Below are 12,981 nucleotides of genomic sequence, written 5' to 3'. Positions count from 1 at the left end.
CATGCACGACCTCATCCTGCGCGGCGGCACCCTGCACGACGGGTTCGGCTCGCCCGGCCGTACCGCGGACGTGGCGATCGGCGGCGGACGCGTCACCGCGACCGGCCGCGACCTCGGCCGGGCGGCCCGCGTGGTGGACGTGGACGGCATGGTCGTCGCGCCCGGATTCGTCGACCCGCACAGCCATTCCGACACCGTGCCGTTCATGGCCGAGGCGCAGCCGTTCAAGCTGTGGCAGGGCGTCACCACCGAGATCATCGGGAACTGCGGTTTCTCCTGCGGGCCGGACAATCCGGAGTCGGCGGACTTCACCCCCGGGATCTTCGGCGAGCACGCCTTCACCACCTTCGGCGGCTACCTCGACGCCGTGGAGCGGGAGGGCACGACCAACAACCTGGCCGCGCTCGTCGGCCACAACACGCTGCGGACGGCCGTCTGCGGCATGGACGCCGCGCCGCCGCCCGGCGCGCTGGAACGGATGACCGAGCTGGCCGAGGAGGCGTTCGCCGCGGGCGCGTGCGGGCTGTCCAGCGGCCTGGAGTACGTGCCGGGCGCCTACGCCGGCACCGGCGAGCTGATCGCGCTGGCCCGCGCGGCCCGGCGCTGGAACCTCGTCTACGCCACCCACCTGCGCAGCGAGAGCGAGGGGCTGGCCGGCGCGCTGGACGAGGCCGTCGAGGTGGCGGCGGCGGCCGGGGTGCGGCTGCAGGTCTCCCACTGCAAGGCGTCGGGCCGGGCCGTGCACGGCTCGTCGGCCATGCTGCTGGACAAGCTGACCGCCGCCCGGGCCAACGGGGTGGACGTGCGGGCCGACGTCTACCCGTACCGGGCGTTCTGCACCGGGCTGGTCGCGCTGCTGCCACCCGCGGCGTGTGAAGGCGGCGAGCCGGAGCTGCTCAGGAGGCTGGCCGACCCCGAGGACCGGCGGGCGCTGCGCGCGCTGGCCGAGGACCCGGAGCGCACGACCGGCGTCGGCCTGTGGCGGGAGACGCACCCCGAGGACGTGCGGCTGCTGCGGCACGCCTCCGCCGGCGTCACCGGCCGCTCGCTGGCCGACCTGCTGGACGGCCGCGAGCCCTGGGACGCGCTGTGCGACCTGCTCATGGCCGACCCGCACGCCGACGGCGTCTTCCACACCATGCACGACGACGACGTCACCCGGATCATGCGGCACCCCCTCGTGTCGATCGGCTCGGACGGCGGGCCGCCCGACGGGCCGAGCCATCCGCGCACGTACGGCACCTTCCCCACCTTCCTCGGCGAGTACGTGCGCGAGCGCGGGCTCGTGCCGATGGCCGAGGCGATCAGGAAGGTCGGCTCGGCCACCGCGGCCCAGTTCGGCCTGGCCGACCGGGGCTGGCTGGGCAGGGGAGCGGTGGCCGACGTGTGCGTGTTCGACCCGGCGGCCATCCGCCACGACGGCACCTACGACGAGCCCGACACCCGCCCGGCCGGCGTCACCCACGTGCTGCTGGGCGGCCGCATGGTGATCGACGACGGCGAGTTCACCGGCGGCCGGCACGGACGCCTCCTGCGCGGGGGGCGGGCGTGAGCGGCCAGGGCCGGGTGACGCTCGGCGTGCTGCTCGACAGCCTCGGCGCGGAGACGGTGAGCGCGCTGTGCCTGCCGGCCGGCCGCCAGGCCATGGTGGGCGCGCCGGTCATCCACGGCTCCGACGAGCCGATGGCCGCCTACGCCGGAGCGCTGCTGCTGGCCACCGGCCGGCCGGAGCCGTCCCTGCTGGAGAGCGCGGCCGGGGCGGGCGTGAGCGCGGTCGTCGTGCGGGCCGGGATCGGCGACGCCGCCGCGCTGACCGAGGCGGCCCGCGGCGCGGGCGTGGCGCTGCTGGCCGCGGCGCCCGGCCTGGCCTGGGGTCAGCTCTACGCCCTGGTGGACGCCCTGCTCGCGCTCGTCGCCCCGGCCGGGGACCTGGGCGGCGGCCAGGCGGGCGACCTGTTCGCGCTGGCCAACCAGGTCGCCGCCCGCGTCGGGGGCGCGGTGGCCATCGAGGACCTGGCCATGCGCGTCCTGGCCTACTCCACGATCGGCCAGCCGATCGACGACCTGCGCAGGGAGGGCATCCTCGGCCGGCGCGTGCCCGAGCACCCGACGAACGCCGAGGAGTACGCCGCCGTCCTGCGCTGCGAGGAGGCCGTGTGGAGCCACGAGCCGCGCGAGTACCTGCCCCGGCTGGCCATCGCGGTCCGCGCCAGGGGTGAGGCGCTCGGCACGATCTGGGCCATCCAGGCGGACGAGCCGCTCGTGCCCGACGCCGCCGCCGTGCTCGCCGAGGCCGCCAGGACCGCCGCCCCGCACCTGGCCCGTCTCAGCCTGGCCGCCGACGAGGCCCGCCGGGCCAGGGACGAGTGGGTGGGCCGGCTGGTGCGCGGCGTCGGCCCGGCCGGCGAGCTGGCCGCCTCCTTCGGCCTGCGCCCGGACGAGCCGATCAGGGTCGTGGCCACCGGGGATCCGGCCGGGCGGACCGACGTCTTCGCCGCCACGCACGCCGCCGACCTGCTGCGCACCGCCTACGCCGTCTACCGGATCAGGGCCGCCGTCGGCGCCGTGGACGGCCGGACGTACGCGATCGTGGCGGCCGGCGCCGGGACCGCGCTGCTGCGGCGCGTCACCGCCGAGACCCTCGGCCGGATCACCGACCGGCTCGGCGGGCACTGGCGGGCGGGCGTCGGACGGGTCGCCGCTTCGCTCGGGCAGATCCCCGCCGCCGCCCGGCAGGCCGACGAGGCGCTGCGCGCGATGGGCGGCCCGTTCGCGGGCGGCGAGGTGGGCCTGCACGAGGAGCTGGCCGCCGCGCTGTTCCTGATGGACGCGGCGGCCTCGATGCGGTCCGGTCCGGCGCCGGCGGGCGAGCCGCTGTCCCTGGTGGCCGAGCACGACGCCGGGCACGGCACCGACTACGTCCGCAGCCTGCGGGCCTGGCTGGCCGCCCACTACGACGTGCCCAGGGCGGCGGAGGCGTTGTCGCTGCACCCCAACACGCTCAGGTACCGGCTGCGCCGCATCGGCGAGCTGATCGCGCTCGACGACCCCGACGTCCGGCTGGTGCTGGGCCTTCAGCTGCGGCTGGCCGAGATCGGGGCGTCCGGTACGAGCAGCGGCCGGAGCCCGGCGTCCGGCACAAACGGCGGCGGCTGAAGTTGGGCTTGCGCGCCAACGATCCGGCGGCGGTCCGGCGGAATGCTGGTGCCATGCTCGAAATCCGCATCCTTCACGGGACCTCCGAGTTCCAGGCCGCCGACCAGCTGCTGCGCCGCGTCTGGAACACCAGGGCGGGCGACGACCCGCCGGTGGCCGTCGACCTCATGTGCGCCCTTGAGCACACCGGCGGCTACGTCGGCGGCGCCTTCCTCGACGGCTCGCTCGTCGCCGCCGCCTCCGGGTTCCTCGCCGAGGGGGGCAGCCTGCACTCGCACGTCGTGGGCGTGGCCGCCGAGGCGCGGGGCCGGGGGATCGGCCAGGCGATCAAGGCGCACCAGCGCGCGTGGGCCGCCGAACGCGGCCTGAACTCCATCTCCTGGACCTTCGACCCGCTCGTACGCCGCAACGCCTTCTTCAACCTCGCCAGGCTCGGCGCGCGGGCCGAGCGGTACGTGCCCGACTTCTACGGGCCGATGAACGACGGCATCAACGGCGGCGACGTCACCGACCGCCTGTTCGCCCACTGGCCCGTGCACCCGGCCCCGGCCCCGGAGTCGTACGCCCCTGGCGGGACGGAGAAGGCCGAGGTGATCCTCGACGAGACCGGGGCGCCGCGCGAGCCGGGCGGCGCGTCCGTGCTGCGCTGCGCCACGCCCGCCGACGCCGAGCGGCTGCGGCGCGAGCAGCCCGGGGAGGCCGCGCGGTGGCGGACCGCCCAGCGGGCCGCCCTGGGCGGCGCGCTCGGCCGCGGCTACCGGATCGCCGCCTTCACCAGGGACGGCTGGTACGTGCTGGAGCGCGCGGCATGAGGATCGCCGAAGCCGAGCTGCGCACGGTCGCGCTGCCCCTGATCACCCCGTTCCGCACCTCGCTCGGCACGCAGACCGTGCGCAGGGCGCTGCTGGTGCGCGTGCGCGGCGCCGAGGGGGAGGAGGGCTGGAGCGAGTGCGTGGCCGACGACGAGCCCACCTACAGCCCCGAGTACCTGGCGGGCGCGGCCGACCTCATCAGCCGCTTCCTGCTGCCCGCCCTGTTCGCGGTGCCGAGTCTCGACCCGGCCGGCGTCGCGCCCGCGCTGGCGCACCTGCGCGGCCATCCGATGGCCAAGGCCGCCGTCGAGACGGCCGTCCTGGACGCCGTGCTCAAGGCGCGCGGCCTGTCGCTCGCCGCCCACCTGGGAGGGGTACGGTCCAGCGTGCGCGTCGGCGTGTCCGTCGGCATCGCCGCCAGCCTCGACGACCTGCTCGACACCGTGGACCGGCACATCGGCGCCGGGTACGCCCGGATCAAGCTCAAGATCGAGCCCGGCTGGGACCTGGAGCCGGTGCGGCTGGTGCGCGAGACGTTCGGCCCCGGCCTGATGCTCACCGCCGACGCCAACACCGCCTACACCCCCGCCGACGCCCGCCACCTGGCCCGCCTGGACGCCTACGGCCTGGCCCTGCTGGAGCAGCCCTACGCCCCGGACGACCTGGACGGCCACGCCCGGCTCGCCGCCCGCATGGACACCCCCATCTGCCTGGACGAGTCGATCACCTCGGCCCGCGCCGCCACCGCCGCGATCAGGGCGCGCGCCTGCTCGATCATCAACATCAAGCCCGGCCGGGTCGGCGGCTACCTGGAGGCCCGCCGGATCCACGACCTGGCCCTGGCCGCGGACGTGCCGGTGTGGTGCGGCGGGATGCTGGAGACGGGGCTCGGCCGGACGGCGAACCTGGCGCTGGCCAGCCTGCCCGGCTTCACGCTGCCGGGCGACATCTCGGCGACCGCCCGCTACTACGAGCGTGACATCACCGCGCCGATCGAGCTGACCGGCGACTCCATCACGGTGCCCGACGGCCCCGGCGTCGGCGTCACGCCGGACCCGGACGCGCTGGCGGCCTTCACCACCGACCCGCCCGTCCGCGTCACCCCCGCCCGGTGAGGTGACCGAGCAGGAACCGGCCGGACGCTTTGCTCCCGCCTGGTGAGGTGACGGAGCAAGGACCCGGCCGGACGTGTCACCCCCCGCCCGGCGAGAGGGTCGGGCGCGGGCTGACCGGACGCTCTCACTCCTGCTCGGTGAGGTGATCGAGCAGGACCTGGCTGATGTCGGCGAGTTGCCGCAGTTGCTCCTCGGTGAGCAGGTCGACCAGGTGCTCGCGGACGCTGGCCACGTGCTTCGGGGCGGCCGCCCGGAGCGCGGCGAGCCCGTCGTCGGTGAGCACGGCCAGCCACCCGCGCCGGTCGCCGGCGTAGTGCTCCCGGCGCACCCAGCCCTTCTGCTCCAGCTTGTTGACCGCGTGCGAGATGCGGCTCGGCTTGGAGTTGGTCCACTGCGCCAGTTCGCTCATGCGCATCGTGCGCCCAGGGGCCTCAGACAGCAGGACGAGCAGCTCGTAGTAGGTGGGCGGCATGTCGGCGGCCGCCATCAGGTCGCGCTCCAGGCGGTCGGTCAGCAGGCGGGTGGCCAGCCCGAACCTGCGCCACGCCTGCTGTTCGTCGTCGTTGAGCCAGCGGGTCATGCTCTGATCGTACTGGAAGGTTGCGTGCTGAAATAAGTCTATGTACTGTCGTGCCGAATATTCCAGTGCTGAACTAATTGGAGCGCGACATGTACCCCAGCGAGCTGAGCGGCGACTACACCTTCGACCCGGCCCACAGCCGGTTCGGGTTCGTCGCCCGCCACGCCATGGTGACCAAGGTGCGCGGCAGCATCCCCCTCCAGGAGGCCACCGCCCGCCTGGACGCGGCGAACCCCGCGGCCTCCGCCGTCCGCGTGGTGCTCGACGTGGCCGGCATCCAGACCGGCAACCAGATGCGCGACGGCCACCTGCGCACCGGCGACTTCCTCGACGCCGCCGTCCACCCGCACATCACCTTCGAGTCCACGTCCGTCAAGCACACGGGCGGCGACACCTTCGAGGTCACCGGCGACCTGACGATCCGCGGGGTGACCCGGCAGGTCACCGTCCCGCTCGACCACACCGGCACCGCCGTCGACGCCCAGGGCGTGACCAGGGTGGGCTTCGAGGGCGGCACGGCGATCAACCGCAAGGACTTCGGCATGACGTACAACGCCGCGCTGGAGACCGGCGGCGTGATGATCTCCGACCGGATCACCCTGGAGTTCGACATCTCCGCCGTCAGATCCGCCTGACCGCGCGCCGGAGGTTGCTCAGCGTCCCAGCCAGGCGTCCAGGCGGGACGGCAACTCCGCCGTGGGGATCCTGGTGCCCGTCGATCCGGCGTACACGGCCCGGCAGGGCGCGCGCCAGACCCGCACCTCGGCGATCGCGCCGGTGGTGTCGCCTGCCCACACCATGTCGAGGGCGGCCGGGCGACACGGGCGCCGGCCGCGCCTCCAGTTGCGCCCGGTAACGGCGGAGGAAGGCGTCGCTCGGATCGCCGAACCGCGTCCGGCCCGCGTACCGGGCGGTGCCGCAGTTGCGGTCGACCAGCACGACGGCGGGCCGGCGCACGTCCCCGTACTGCACGACGAAGGACAGGCTCGTGCCGTGGCCGACCAGGGTGCAGACCTCGCCGAGGTGGAGGTCGTCGCCCAGGACGCGCCCCTTGGCCGACTCGCGCCGGCGCAGCTCGGCCTCCAGCACGTCGCGCGTGGGCAACGCGTTGAGCTCGGAGACCATCGCGCCGACCCCGGCGGTGAGCCTCCTGACCGGCACTGCCGCCTGCCCTTGTGACGACGGCAGGGGCAGCTCGCACATCGTCACCGACACCGCGCCGTCGGCGGGCACCAGCTCCCCGGGCCGGTCACCGCGCTCCCACCCGCCGGCGGCCGAGATCGGGCAACCGCCGGCTCCGAGCCGCGGCCCCAGGGCGTTCACCGGAAAGGCGGCGGAAGCCGCCAGCACCAGCGCGACCACACCCGCGACCACCCGGCCGACGCGCAGCAACATGCCAGCAATGTACGCGCCGGAACCCGGTCGCACCGCCCCTCCGGAGGACTGCTCCCCGGTAGGGCTGCTCCCCGGTAGGGCTGCTCCCCAAGCGCGCGTCCGCCGGCCGCGGTGACACCTCCGGCCGCCCGGCCGGTGCGAACGCGCGGGCAGGGTCGGTGGGTCAGGTGGCCGGGGCGGTGTTGTCGTGCTGCTGGGCGGCGGCGTCGGTGCGGGCGCCGGACAGGATGGCGTCGAGCAGGCCGGGGTAGCGGGCGTCCAGGTCCTCGCGCCGCAGGACGAGCAGGTTCTCCCGGCCCGACGGCTGCTGCCAGATCACTCCGCTGTCGCGCAACACCCGCCAATGGTGGGTCATGGTCGACTTCGCGGTGATCCCCAGCGTGTTGAGCACGCTGGTGCAGTTGTGCTCACCCCCGGCGTCGAGGATGCGGACGACGGACAGCCGCACGCCGTTCCCCAGCGCCGACAGCACGTCTTCGACCCGGATCTGATCACGGTCGGGATGACGGAAAGCCATGGTCCAACTGTACCGCGACTGTCGAACAATCCTCTTCCGGTCTGGCATAGTACGACCGTACGTTAATCCTCGTACGATCGTTTCGTGCGACGGGCTTCCGCGTGCCCGCTCACCGGCTCCCTCCGAAGGGCGTTCCATGTCCACACCATCCACGCTGCCCGCGTCCGTCGCGGACGGCGTCAAGCCTCGGCTCGGCTGGACCCTGGCGCTGCTCGCCCTGGCCCAGCTCATCTACGCGCTCGACCTCAACATCGTCTTCGTCGCGCTCCCGCGGATCGGCGCCGACCTGGGCTTCCCCGGTCAGACCCAGCAGCTCGTGGTCAGCGCGTACGTCGTCTTCGCCGGCGGCTTCCTGCTGTTCGGCGGCCGGGCGGCCGACCTGCTCGGCCGCCGCCGCGTCTTCGTGCTCGCCCTGGCCCTCTACGCGTTGTCCTCGCTGGCGGGCGGGCTGGCCACGGGCCCCGTCGTCATCATCGTCGCCCGCGCGGTGCAGGGCGTCGGCGGGGCGCTGCTGCTGCCCTCGACGCTGGCGCTGCTCAACAGCCTGTTCGCCGAGGGGCGGCAGCGCAACCGGGCGCTGGCCGTCTGGGGCGGCGCGGGTGCCAGCGGGCTGACGATCGGCGCGCTGCTCGGCGGCGTCCTCACCGAGAACTTCGGCTGGCCCGCCGTCTTCTTCGTCAACGTCCCCCTGGCCGGGCTGGTCGCGCTGGCCGCCCTGGCCGTCGTCCCGCGTGACCCGGCCAGGCGGGAGCGGCGCAGGTTCGACATGCCGGGGGCGCTCACCGTGACCGGCGGGTCCACGCTGCTGGTCTTCGCCCTGGTCGAGGGGCCCGAGCTGGGCTGGAGCAGCCCCCTGGTCGCGGGCACCTTCGCGGTGGCCGCCGTGCTGCTGGTGATCTTCGCGCTGGTCGAGGCCCGCAGCGCGGATCCGCTCATGCCGTTCCGGCTGTTCCGCAACCGCAGCCTGACCGTCGGCATGCTGGTCACCTTCGTCTACATGGCCACGTTCGGCGTCCTGCCGTACTTTCTCACCGTGCTGCTGCAGAGCGTCCACGGCTACAGCGCCCTGCAGAGCGGGCTGGCCTTCCTCGTCCCGTCGCTGGCCATCGCCGCCGGCACCCAGGGCGGCGAACGCCTGGCCACCCGGATCGGCACCCGAGCCACGCTGCTGATCGGCTTCGCCGTCGGCGTCGCCGGGACCGCCGTCCTGGCCCTCGGCTTCGACGCCGACGCCGGGTACGGCCTGCTGATCCCCGGTCTCGTCGTCTCCGGCCTGGGTCAGGGCGTCGTCTGGACCGCCATGTGGATCGCCGCCGCCACCGGCACCCCCGCCCACGAGCAGGGCGTCGCCAACGGCATCGCCTCCACCGCGCTCAACATCGGCAACGCCATCGGCCTGGCCGTCTTCACCGTCATCGCCGACCTCGGGACCGCGGGCCGGACCGGCCAGGCTCTGCGCGCCGCCACGGCGGACGGCGAGTTCCTGGTCGTCCTGCTCACCGCGGCGGTGATGATCGCCGGCCTCCTGGTCACCCTCACCCTGCCCCGCTGCACCCCCGACCCGACCCCCTGACGGTCCGCCCCCTTACCCCCTGCCCCCTGACACGGGCCTGGGCCGCCGCGAGCCCCCCTTGGGTGCGTGCGGCGGTCACGGCGTCCGCGCCCGCAGGGCCGCCGTTCAGTGCTGGTGCGCCTCTTCCAGGGACGCCCCCGCCAGCCGCGCCCTGACCGCTCCGGTGAAGACGGGACACTCGAAGACGTTCTCGTGCGGGCAGGCCATGCCGTGCGCGATGGCGGTGCGCGCCACCTGGGCGCGGGCGATGCGCTCGTCCAGCTCGGCGAGTTTGCGCCCGTACAGCTCCCGCCATCCGTCGCCCGGCTCGGACCGGGCCGCGATGAACGTCCTGATCTCGCGCAACGTGAGGCCGACCTCGCGCAGCAGCAGGATCACCGCGACCAGCTCGGCCGCCGACGGCGGATACCGCCGCTGCCCCGAGACGCGCTCGGGCTCCGGGATCAGCCCGAGCTCCTCCCAGTAGCGCAGCGCGGAGGTGGCGACCCCGGTGCGTTCGGCCAGCTCGCCGATCGTCAACTGCTCACTCATGGGACCGCAAGCATACGTGAGCCCGCCGTCCTGGATCATGCCCCGGCAGGCGGCGCGGCGATTGGCGGCACCCCGTGTTGACAGTGGCCGACCCCTCTCCTAATCTCTTCTTCGGAGAAGATAAATCTTCACAGAAGAAACTGCTTCCGTGAAGTTACCTGGGGAAGGGCAACGACCATGAGCGACACCCTCACCGCCGCCGACGCCGCCGCCATCACCTCCGTGCTCGACCGTCTCGCCGACGCCTGGAACCGGGCCGACGGCGGCGCGTACGGCGACCTGTTCACCGAGGACGCCACCTACATCACCTACGTCGGCACCCTCTACACCGGCGCCCGCGAGATCGGCGACGCCCACCAGGTGCTGTTCGGCAGCTTCGTCAAGGGCACCAGGCTGGCCAGTGAGACCGTCGGCATCCGTCTCGCCGGCCCCGACACCGCCCTCGTCATCACCCGCGGCGACACCTACAAGGGCAGGCCCGGTAGGCTGCACAAGATCCAGACCTACACGATGGTCCGGCGGGCGGACGGCGACTGGAAGATCGCCGCCTTCCAGAACACCAAGCACCAGGCCCTCATGGAAGCCGTCTCCTTCAGGTTCCAGCCGGCCAGCAAGCCCGCCGCCCACGCCTGAACCCTCGCCCGCACCTTCACCCATACTGCCCGGCTTGTCCTGACCGCGACCCGACCTCACTGCCCCGGCGGAGGGGCGAAGGCGCCGGCCGTGGCGGCGAGCGCCGCCGTCCGTGCCGCCTGGTCCGGCAGGTCCGGGTCGGGGGGCGTGCGGAGGAGCACCAGGTGGTGGTAGAGCGGCGCGGTCGCGGCGACGAGCAGCCGCCGCGCGTCGGTGCCGGCCGGCAGCTCGCCCCGCTCGACCGCCCGCCTGACGATGACCTCGCAGCGGGTGTACCGGTCCTCCCAGAGCCGCCGCAAGCCACGAGCGGCCTCCTCCGAGCGGAACGAGGCGGCGATCAGCGCCGCCGCGATCGACGGCTGCGCGGTCATGGCCGCCTGGTTCTCGTGGTTGAGCGCCGCCAGGTCGCCCAGCAGGGAGCCGGTGTCCTGGGGCTCCCAGTCGTCGTCGCCCGTCGCCTCCAGGACGTCGGCGAGCAGGCCGCCGACGTCCCGCCAGCGCCGGTAGACCGTCGCGCGGTGCACGCCCGCGCGGGCCGCGACGGCGTCGAGGGTCAGCCCGTCGAAGCCGCGCTCCCCGAGCTCGGCGCGGACCGCGTCGAGAACCTGCGCGCGGGTGCGGCCGGTACGGCCACCCGGACGGCGGCGCGGGCCGGGCGACGGGCTCTCGGGCGTCATCGGTCCCTTTCCCGTTTGCGGGGCGGACGGCGGCATGCCACCATCTTAATGTACAAGTTGTCGCATTAGCAGTGGCGGAAGGAAGAGATCCATGAACGCCCGCGTCCCCGCCGACCCCACCGTCCTGCACCCGATGCCCGCCCAGCCACGGGTGGTGCTGCTGCGGCCGCTGGTCACGTCCCCGCTGATCGAGGTGGGGGAGTTCTCCTACTACGACGACCCCGACGACCCGGCCGCGTTCGAGACCCGCAACGTGCTCTACCACTACGGCCCGGAGAAGCTGGTCATCGGCAGGTTCTGCGCCCTGGGCACCGGGGTGCGGTTCATCATGAACGGCGCCAACCACCGCATGGACGGCCCCTCGACCTTCCCCTTCCCCACCATGGGCGGCTCGTGGTCCGACCACTTCGACCTGCTCACCGGTCTGCCGAACCGCGGTGACACCGTCGTCGGCAACGACGTCTGGTTCGGCCACGGCGCGACGGTGCTGCCCGGCGTGCGCATCGGGCACGGCGCGATCATCGGCGCCGGCTCCGTGGTCACCTCCGACGTGCCCGACTACGGGATCGTCGGCGGCAACCCGGCCCGCCTCATCCGCACCCGCTACCCGGCCGACGACGTCGCCCGCCTGCTCGCGGTGGCCTGGTGGGACTGGCCCGCCGAGCACATCACCGAACACGTGCGCACGATCATGTCGGGCAGCGTCGCCGACCTGGAGGCCGCCGCCCCGGGCGCGCGTCGCGCCTGAGCCGCCGTCCAGCACCCGTCCCGCCGCGCAGAACCCGAAATGAGTGATTCGCCCATGTCTCGCCGCCGCGCCCACATCGCCATGGTCGGCATCCCCGCCGTCAGCCACGTCCTGCCGAGCCTGGAGATCGTCCGTGAGCTGGTGGCCCGCGGCCACCGGGTGACGTACGCCAACGACCCGGCGGTCGGCGACCTGGTCGCGGGCACCGGCGCCGAACTGGTCCCGTGCTCCTCGACGCTGCCGGTCGCCGACAACGACTGGCCCGACGACCCCATCGCGGCGATGAGCCTCTTCCTGGACGACGCCGTCCAGGCGCTCCCGCAGCTGCGCGCCGCCTACGACCACGACCCCGCCGACCTCTACCTGTACGACATCGGCGCCTACGCCGCGCGGGCCATGGCCGAGGCGCAGGGCCGTCCCCTGCTGCAGCTGTCGCCGACGTTCGTGGCCTGGAAGGGCTACCAGGAGGAGGTGGCGGCGCAGCTGTGGCGGCTGCCGGGAGCCGACGCCTACCGGGCCAGGTTCGCCGGCTGGCTCGCCGGATCCGGCGCCACCACCACCGAGGTCGACGCCTTCTCCGGCCGTCCGCCCCGCGCGCTGGCCCTGATCCCGCGGGCGATGCAGCCGCATGCCGACCAGGTCGACACCGCCACCGTGACCTTCGTCGGCCCCTGCCACGACCTGCGCGGGCAGGGCGGCTGGACCCGTCCCGGCGACGCCGGGAACGTCCTGCTGATCTCCCTGGGGTCGGCCTACACCCGTCAGCCGGAGTTCTACCGCCGGTGCCTGGCGGCCTTCGGCGACCTGCCCGGCTGGCACGTCGTGCTGCAGATCGGCAAGTACACCGACGTGGGGGAGCTGGGCGAGATCCCGTCCAACGTCGAGGTGCATCCGTGGGTGCCGCAGCGGGCGATCCTCGACCAGGCCGACGCGTTCGTCACCCACGCGGGCATGGGCGGCTGCTGCGAAGGGCTGCTGGCGGGCGTGCCGATGATCGCCGTCCCGCAGGGCGCCGAACAGTTCGCCAACGCCGACCGGCTCGTGGAGCTGGGCGTGGCCCGCCGCATCGACACCCCCGACGCCACGGCCGAGGCCCTGCGCGCCGCGCTGGCCGAGCTGACCGGCGACCCGGAGGTGGCCCGCCGCCTGACGCGCCTGCGGGCCGAGGCGCGGGCCGAGGGCGGCACCACCCGCGCCGCCGACCTCGTCGAGCAGATGCTCGGCTGAGCCGCCGGGCCGTGCGA

At 74.1% G+C, this 12,981-nt stretch carries 14 protein-coding genes; 9 read left to right on the top strand and 5 right to left on the bottom strand.

What is annotated here, in order from left to right; all coding sequences use genetic code 11:
- The first annotated feature begins 1 nt into the window (after position 1).
- From ABZ444_RS25100 to menC, 4 genes are read left to right on the top strand one after another with little or no spacing between them, the layout of a single operon-like run.
- Positions 2-1,552 carry an amidohydrolase family protein gene (locus ABZ444_RS25100; protein ID WP_358001321.1) on the top strand — a complete coding sequence of 517 codons (1,551 nt, stop codon included), beginning with the start codon at positions 2-4 and terminating at the stop codon, positions 1,550-1,552.
- A complete protein-coding gene (locus tag ABZ444_RS25095) occupies positions 1,549-3,156 on the top strand; it encodes a helix-turn-helix domain-containing protein (protein ID WP_358001318.1) in 1,608 nt (535 codons plus the stop codon). The genes ABZ444_RS25100 and ABZ444_RS25095 overlap by 4 nt, the downstream gene beginning before the upstream one ends.
- A gap of 53 nt (positions 3,157-3,209) precedes the next feature.
- On the top strand, positions 3,210-3,968 hold the full coding sequence (locus tag ABZ444_RS25090) for a GNAT family N-acetyltransferase (RefSeq protein ID WP_358001315.1): 759 nt from the start codon (positions 3,210-3,212) through the stop codon (positions 3,966-3,968).
- Positions 3,965-5,083 carry an o-succinylbenzoate synthase gene (menC, locus tag ABZ444_RS25085; RefSeq protein WP_358001312.1) on the top strand — a complete coding sequence of 373 codons (1,119 nt, stop codon included), beginning with the start codon at positions 3,965-3,967 and terminating at the stop codon, positions 5,081-5,083. Before ABZ444_RS25090 ends, menC begins: the two co-directional genes overlap by 4 nt.
- Before the next feature lie 124 nt (positions 5,084-5,207).
- On the opposite strand, the gene ABZ444_RS25080 is transcribed toward menC, so the two are convergent.
- Positions 5,208-5,663, bottom strand: coding sequence for a MarR family transcriptional regulator (locus ABZ444_RS25080; protein ID WP_357981653.1), 456 nt, complete (start codon positions 5,661-5,663; stop codon positions 5,208-5,210).
- A gap of 89 nt (positions 5,664-5,752) precedes the next feature.
- Here ABZ444_RS25080 and ABZ444_RS25075 point away from each other — a divergent pair, with 89 nt between their 5' ends.
- Positions 5,753-6,298, top strand: a complete 546-nt coding sequence (locus tag ABZ444_RS25075; protein WP_358001309.1) for a YceI family protein — start codon at positions 5,753-5,755, stop codon at positions 6,296-6,298.
- On the opposite strand, the gene ABZ444_RS25070 is transcribed toward ABZ444_RS25075, so the two are convergent.
- Both ABZ444_RS25070 and ABZ444_RS25065 read right to left on the bottom strand, forming a co-directional pair.
- The gene (locus ABZ444_RS25070) at positions 6,285-7,058 is read right to left on the bottom strand and encodes a hypothetical protein (RefSeq protein WP_358001306.1); all 774 of its coding nucleotides are present in this window, start codon (positions 7,056-7,058) and stop codon (positions 6,285-6,287) included. The genes ABZ444_RS25075 and ABZ444_RS25070 overlap by 14 nt on opposite strands.
- A 163-nt stretch (positions 7,059-7,221) precedes the next feature.
- The gene (locus ABZ444_RS25065; RefSeq protein WP_358001303.1) at positions 7,222-7,575 is read right to left on the bottom strand and encodes a helix-turn-helix domain-containing protein; all 354 of its coding nucleotides are present in this window, start codon (positions 7,573-7,575) and stop codon (positions 7,222-7,224) included.
- 136 nt (positions 7,576-7,711) lie between these two features.
- Here ABZ444_RS25065 and ABZ444_RS25060 point away from each other — a divergent pair, with 136 nt between their 5' ends.
- Positions 7,712-9,148: an MFS transporter gene (locus tag ABZ444_RS25060; RefSeq protein WP_358001300.1), complete on the top strand. Its 1,437-nt coding sequence runs from the start codon at positions 7,712-7,714 to the stop codon at positions 9,146-9,148.
- A gap of 105 nt (positions 9,149-9,253) precedes the next feature.
- Here ABZ444_RS25060 and ABZ444_RS25055 read toward each other — a convergent pair whose 3' ends face one another.
- Positions 9,254-9,679, bottom strand: coding sequence for a MerR family transcriptional regulator (locus ABZ444_RS25055; protein ID WP_358001297.1), 426 nt, complete (start codon positions 9,677-9,679; stop codon positions 9,254-9,256).
- 177 nt (positions 9,680-9,856) lie between these two features.
- Between ABZ444_RS25055 and ABZ444_RS25050 the strand changes: the two genes are divergently transcribed.
- Positions 9,857-10,312 (top strand): SgcJ/EcaC family oxidoreductase, encoded by a 456-nt coding sequence (locus ABZ444_RS25050; protein WP_358001294.1) that lies wholly within the window; start codon positions 9,857-9,859, stop codon positions 10,310-10,312.
- Positions 10,313-10,368: 56 nt separating this feature from the next.
- Here ABZ444_RS25050 and ABZ444_RS25045 read toward each other — a convergent pair whose 3' ends face one another.
- Complete coding sequence (locus tag ABZ444_RS25045; RefSeq protein WP_358001291.1) at positions 10,369-10,989, bottom strand: TetR/AcrR family transcriptional regulator; 621 nt, start codon at positions 10,987-10,989, stop codon at positions 10,369-10,371.
- Between the two features lie 91 nt (positions 10,990-11,080).
- Here ABZ444_RS25045 and ABZ444_RS25040 point away from each other — a divergent pair, with 91 nt between their 5' ends.
- Together ABZ444_RS25040 and ABZ444_RS25035 are read left to right on the top strand one after the other, a co-directional pair.
- A complete protein-coding gene (locus ABZ444_RS25040; RefSeq protein ID WP_358001288.1) occupies positions 11,081-11,737 on the top strand; it encodes a CatB-related O-acetyltransferase in 657 nt (218 codons plus the stop codon).
- A gap of 54 nt (positions 11,738-11,791) precedes the next feature.
- A complete protein-coding gene (locus tag ABZ444_RS25035) occupies positions 11,792-12,964 on the top strand; it encodes a macrolide family glycosyltransferase (protein ID WP_358001285.1) in 1,173 nt (390 codons plus the stop codon).
- Positions 12,965-12,981 lie beyond the last annotated feature (17 nt).

The sequence above is a fragment of the Nonomuraea sp. NPDC005730 genome, from assembly GCF_040630865.1.
GTDB lineage: Bacteria > Actinomycetota > Actinomycetes > Streptosporangiales > Streptosporangiaceae > Nonomuraea.
This window is presented reverse-complemented; position numbering and strand designations above follow the sequence as displayed.

Excerpts from the sequence above, each read along its gene's own strand:
- ABZ444_RS25100 (WP_358001321.1), top strand. The coding sequence starts at position 2 with ATGCACGACCTCATCCTGCGCGGCGGCACCCTGCACGACGGGTTCGGC.
- ABZ444_RS25090 (WP_358001315.1), top strand. The coding sequence starts at position 3,210 with ATGCTCGAAATCCGCATCCTTCACGGGACCTCCGAGTTCCAGGCCGCC.
- menC (WP_358001312.1), top strand. The coding sequence starts at position 3,965 with ATGAGGATCGCCGAAGCCGAGCTGCGCACGGTCGCGCTGCCCCTGATC.
- ABZ444_RS25080 (WP_357981653.1), bottom strand. The coding sequence starts at position 5,663 with ATGACCCGCTGGCTCAACGACGACGAACAGCAGGCGTGGCGCAGGTTC.
- ABZ444_RS25075 (WP_358001309.1), top strand. The coding sequence starts at position 5,753 with ATGTACCCCAGCGAGCTGAGCGGCGACTACACCTTCGACCCGGCCCAC.
- ABZ444_RS25070 (WP_358001306.1), bottom strand. The coding sequence starts at position 7,058 with ATGTTGCTGCGCGTCGGCCGGGTGGTCGCGGGTGTGGTCGCGCTGGTG.
- ABZ444_RS25065 (WP_358001303.1), bottom strand. The coding sequence starts at position 7,575 with ATGGCTTTCCGTCATCCCGACCGTGATCAGATCCGGGTCGAAGACGTG.
- ABZ444_RS25060 (WP_358001300.1), top strand. The coding sequence starts at position 7,712 with ATGTCCACACCATCCACGCTGCCCGCGTCCGTCGCGGACGGCGTCAAG.
- ABZ444_RS25055 (WP_358001297.1), bottom strand. The coding sequence starts at position 9,679 with ATGAGTGAGCAGTTGACGATCGGCGAGCTGGCCGAACGCACCGGGGTC.
- ABZ444_RS25050 (WP_358001294.1), top strand. The coding sequence starts at position 9,857 with ATGAGCGACACCCTCACCGCCGCCGACGCCGCCGCCATCACCTCCGTG.
- ABZ444_RS25045 (WP_358001291.1), bottom strand. The coding sequence starts at position 10,989 with ATGACGCCCGAGAGCCCGTCGCCCGGCCCGCGCCGCCGTCCGGGTGGC.
- ABZ444_RS25040 (WP_358001288.1), top strand. The coding sequence starts at position 11,081 with ATGAACGCCCGCGTCCCCGCCGACCCCACCGTCCTGCACCCGATGCCC.
- ABZ444_RS25035 (WP_358001285.1), top strand. The coding sequence starts at position 11,792 with ATGTCTCGCCGCCGCGCCCACATCGCCATGGTCGGCATCCCCGCCGTC.